Source organism: Nonomuraea sp. SBT364 (assembly GCF_001083785.1).
In the GTDB taxonomy this organism is placed as follows: domain Bacteria; phylum Actinomycetota; class Actinomycetes; order Streptosporangiales; family Streptosporangiaceae; genus Nonomuraea.
Map to the genome: position 1 here is coordinate 1 of NZ_LAVL01000305.1, position 4,142 is coordinate 4,142.

Annotated in this window: 6 protein-coding genes; 2 read left to right on the forward strand and 4 right to left on the reverse strand. The window is 71.7% G+C overall.

Translation table 11 applies throughout. From position 1 onward, the window contains the following. The coding region (locus tag ADY59_RS46700; protein WP_156326166.1) for an MFS transporter at positions 1-631 on the reverse strand (631 nt) is incomplete at its 3' end. Between the two features lie 68 nt (positions 632-699). Between ADY59_RS46700 and ADY59_RS46705 the strand changes: the two genes are divergently transcribed. Further along, positions 700-1,188, forward strand: a complete 489-nt coding sequence (locus ADY59_RS46705) for a MarR family winged helix-turn-helix transcriptional regulator (protein ID WP_049577642.1) — start codon at positions 700-702, stop codon at positions 1,186-1,188. Between the two features lie 114 nt (positions 1,189-1,302). Here ADY59_RS46705 and holA read toward each other — a convergent pair whose 3' ends face one another. Together holA and ADY59_RS46715 are read right to left on the reverse strand one after the other, a co-directional pair. Then, complete coding sequence (holA, locus tag ADY59_RS46710; protein ID WP_231619234.1) at positions 1,303-2,283, reverse strand: DNA polymerase III subunit delta; 981 nt, start codon at positions 2,281-2,283, stop codon at positions 1,303-1,305. Between the two features lie 166 nt (positions 2,284-2,449). After that, the gene (locus ADY59_RS46715) at positions 2,450-2,800 is read right to left on the reverse strand and encodes a winged helix-turn-helix transcriptional regulator (RefSeq protein ID WP_049577653.1); all 351 of its coding nucleotides are present in this window, start codon (positions 2,798-2,800) and stop codon (positions 2,450-2,452) included. A gap of 48 nt (positions 2,801-2,848) precedes the next feature. On the opposite strand from ADY59_RS46715, the gene ADY59_RS46720 reads away from it, so the two are divergent. Further along, positions 2,849-3,736: an NAD(P)-dependent oxidoreductase gene (locus tag ADY59_RS46720; RefSeq protein WP_049577644.1), complete on the forward strand. Its 888-nt coding sequence runs from the start codon at positions 2,849-2,851 to the stop codon at positions 3,734-3,736. A 22-nt stretch (positions 3,737-3,758) separates the two neighbouring features. Here ADY59_RS46720 and ADY59_RS52160 read toward each other — a convergent pair. Beyond that, on the reverse strand, positions 3,759-4,142 hold a 384-nt coding region (locus ADY59_RS52160), incomplete at its 5' end, for a hypothetical protein (protein ID WP_049577647.1).

Sequence of the window (4,142 nt, forward strand, 5' to 3'; positions counted from 1 at the left end):
TCCGTACGCCCGCCCCCGTACCGGCTCCCGCGTTGGCGGGCGTACGGACGCTCGCGTTCGAGATGGTACGGACACTCGCGTTCGAGGAGGTTCGGATGCCGCCCAGGGTCAGGGCCGAGCAGGCGAACACCACGGCGGTGAGGAGCGCGGCCCAGCCCGGACCGGCGGCCAGCACGACGCCGCCCGCCAGAGCGGGCGCGAGCACGCTCGACAGGCTCGTGGCCACGCCGATGCGCGCGTTCACCCGCAGCCGTTCGCCGGGAGCCACCACGGCGACCACGAGCCGGGGCACCGCCGGCATGCCGAACGCGATCGCCACCCCCGTCACGGCGGACAGCACCGCCAGGTCCGCGATCCGCCCCACCCCGGCCAGCAGCTCGATGCCGATCCCCGCCTGGGCCAGGCACCGCACCAGGTCGGCCAGCAGCACCACCCGCGCGGGCGGCAGCCGGTCGGCCATGACCCCAGCCACCGGCAGGCACAGCAGCAGCGGCAGCAGCTCGCACGCCAGCACCAGCCCCAGGTCCTCGGCGCTCCCGGTGGCCCGCAGCACCGCGAGCGTGAGCGTGGTCGGGATCAGCGCGGTCGCCAGGGCCGACAAGGCCCGCCCGATCAGCAGTCGTGTCGTCATGAACCCCCACGCTATTTCGCCAGCGAATGTTTCGTCAACAAAATACTTGCTGGCGTATAGTGCGTCCCGTGGAGGACTCCGTCGACCGACATCTCGCCCGCTGGCGCGGCAAAGCCCCCTACGACGAGCGCGTGGAGGGCATCGTCACCCGCATGCAGGTGCTGGTGAAGCACATCGCCCACAGCAAGGAGGCCGCGCTCGCCCAGGTCGGCATGCAGGACTTCGAGTTCGAGACGCTGCACCGGCTGGTGGCCGGGGGCGGCGCCGCCACCCCCTCCGAACTGGCCGCCGAACTCCTGCTGTCCCCGGCGGGCATGACCGGCCGCCTCGACACGCTGGAGAAGTCCGGTCTCGTCCGGCGCATCCGCGGCACCTCCGACCGGCGGCGCGTCGACATCGAGCTCACCGCCCGAGGGCACGACCTGTGGATGGAGGCCATGACCATCCGCGGCGACGTGGAGACCAAGCTGATCGCCGCCCTCACCCCGGCCGAACGGCAGACCCTGGACGGCCTACTCAAAACCCTTCTGACGAACGTCGAGTCCCCTCCCTCCTGACGCGCCGCTCCGCGTCCCCGGAGGGTGGATGGAGACGGGACTCGCAGCCGGAGCCCGCCGGACAGCCGCCGCCATCGGTGCTGCCCCTCGCACCCGGCGAGGGCCAGGTGCTCCTTAACGGCCGGTGCGGCTGGCGACGATGACCTGAACGGTGTGCTCCAAGGCGTAGGCCGGGTCGGCGCCGCCGCCCTTGACCTGCTCGTCGGCGTCGGCCACCGCCTGCATGGCCCGCGACAGCCCTTCCGGCCCCCAGCCGTTGAGCTGGCGCTTGACCCGGTCGATCTTCCAGGGGGGCATGCCCAGGTGGCTCGCCAGCTGCCCGCCACGCAGGTTGCGCGGCGCTCCGCCCACCTTGGCGATGGACCGCAGCCCACCGGCCAGCGCGCTCACCAGCAGCACCGGCGCTACCCCCGTGCCGAGCGCCCAGCGCAACTGCTCCAGCGCCTCCCCCAGCCGCCCCTCGACGGCCGAGTCGGCCACGTTGAAGCCCGTGACCTCGGCCCTGCCCTTGTGATAGCGAGCCACGGCGTTGAGGTTGATGGTCTTGTCCTGCGTGTCGAACGCGAGCTGGCTGCACGCCGCCGCGAGCTCCCGCAGGTCGTTGCCCACGGCGTCGAGCAACGCCTGGGCGGCGTCGGCGGAGATGCCGCGGCCCGCCCGTTTCACCTCTTGCTTGATGAAGTCGAGCCGCTCCCCCGCCTTGGTCACCTTGGTGACCGTGACCACCGAGGCCCCGGCCTTCTTCACCCCGTCGACGAGCGCCTTGCCCTTGACCCCGCCAGGATGCGACAGCACGAGCACGACCTCGTCGGAAGGCTGCTTCGCATAGGCCACGACCTCGGCGATCACATCCTTGACCAGGTCCTGGGCCGACCGGATCACCACCACCGTGCGGTCGCCGAACAGCGAGGGCGACGTCAGGTGCCGCAGCTCCCCGGTGGTCACCTTGGAGCCCACCAGATCGTGCACCTCCGCCGCCTCCGCGGCGCGCGCGGCCGCCACGACGGCGCTGACGGCCCGCTCGGCCAGCAACTCCTCGTCGCCGACCACCAAGGTCACAGGTGCTGGATCGGTTCCCGCCATGCCGAGCAGCATGCCATGCCCCACCGACAACCCGAAACCGGATCCCGCCCCCGCCTGGGCGGCACCCTCATAGCCACCTTTTTGTGGGTACTTGTCGACCGGGCCGGGACGACAGGAAGCTTGGTCGTGCAGGCCGGAACGGACTCGCTGCCGGACGAGAGGGGAGGACGGCGGCGTCTCAGGAGAGTGATAGGGAGTCGGCCAGCTTCTCCAGGCGGCGGTGGCCCCAGTCGGAAAGGGGCGCCAGCGCTTCGGAGAGCTCGCGGCCGAACGCGGTCAGGGAGTAGACGGTCTTCAGCGGCAGCACGTCGTGCACCTCCCGGTGGACCAGCCCGTCGGCCTCCATCTCCCGCAGCGTCTGGGTCAGCACCTTCTCGGTGAGGCCCGGCAGCCGCCGGCGCAGCTCGCCGGGGCGGTGCGGGCGGGTCTCCAGGAGCCACAGCAGGGTTGTCTTCCACTTGCCGTCGATCACCGCGATCGCGGCGGTCACTCCGCAGACGTTCGGATCCTGGGCACGGCTGCGCGTCATCATCCCCTCCGTTCGTCACCGTCTCGCTCATTATCGAGGAGTTGAAGCATGACCTCGCACACTGAACAGTCTGCCGTCACCGTGCTCGGCCTGGGACCGATGGGCCGGGCCCTCGCAGCAGCCTTCCTGGACGCCGGCCTGCCGACCACGGTGTGGAACCGGACACCGGGCAAGGACCGGGAACTCGTCGAGCGGGGCGCGACCGGCGCATCCTCTGCCGAAGAGGCGGTCGCCGCCAGTGGATTGACCGTGATCTGCGTGGTGAACTACGACGCGGTGGACGCCATCGTGCGGGCCGGCGCGGTCGCCGGCGCGCTCAAGGGGCGCACCCTGGTGAACCTCACCGCCGACACCCCCGACCGCGCCCGCGACACCGCGACCTGGGCGGCCGAACACGGAGTCGGCTATCTGGACGGCGCCATCATGACCCCGACCACGACCATCGGGACCCCGGCCGGAGTGTTTCTGCACAGCGGACCGGAAGAGCTCTACCGGAGGCACCGCCCGATGCTCGACGCTCTGGGCGGCACCCACACCTACCTGAGCGAGGACATCGGCCGGGCGTCCGCCTACGACATCGCCCTGCTCGACATCTTCTGGACCGCGATGGCGGGCTACGCGCACGCGCTGGCGGTGGCCAGAGCCGAAGGGGTCACCGCCCGGGAGCTGGCTCCGTTCGCCAAGGGCATCGGCGCCATCCTTCCGCCGATCTTCGAGCTGAGCGCCGAGGAGGTGGACAGCGGGCGGTTCTCCGGCGAGGACAACCCGATCACCTCGGCGGTGTCGTCGATGGCCCACATCGTCCACACGTCCGAGGCGCACGGCATCGACGCGAGCGTGATGCGGGCTGCCGAAGGGCTGGCCCGCCGCGTCATCGGGCGGGGCCACGGCGCCGACGGGTTCCTGCGGATCACCGAGCTCCTCAACCCTCGGTGAGGTGACGCGGCCGCCACCCCGGTCAGCGCCCACGGGACACCACCGCCAGGGTGCCGTCGTGGTCGATGACGGCGAGGTCGCCGGACGTGTCGGTGCGGTAGACGCGGGCCCCGGCGTGACGGAGGTGGGCGAGCGTCGGCGGGGCGGGATGGCCGTAGGTGTTGTCCGCGCCGACGCTGATCAGGGCGGCACGCGGGCGTACGGCGGCGAAGAAGGCCGGGACCTGGCGCGGGGAGCCGTGGTGGGGCACCTTCAGGATGTCCGCCCGGGGGACGGCGGCGCGCAGCAGGCTCTCCTGCGCCTCGGTCTCGATGTCGCCGCTGAGCAGTGCCGTGCCGGACCGCCACCGCACGTGGATCACGATGCTGGCGTTGTTGAGGACGCTGCCCTCCCCCGAGCCCTCCCC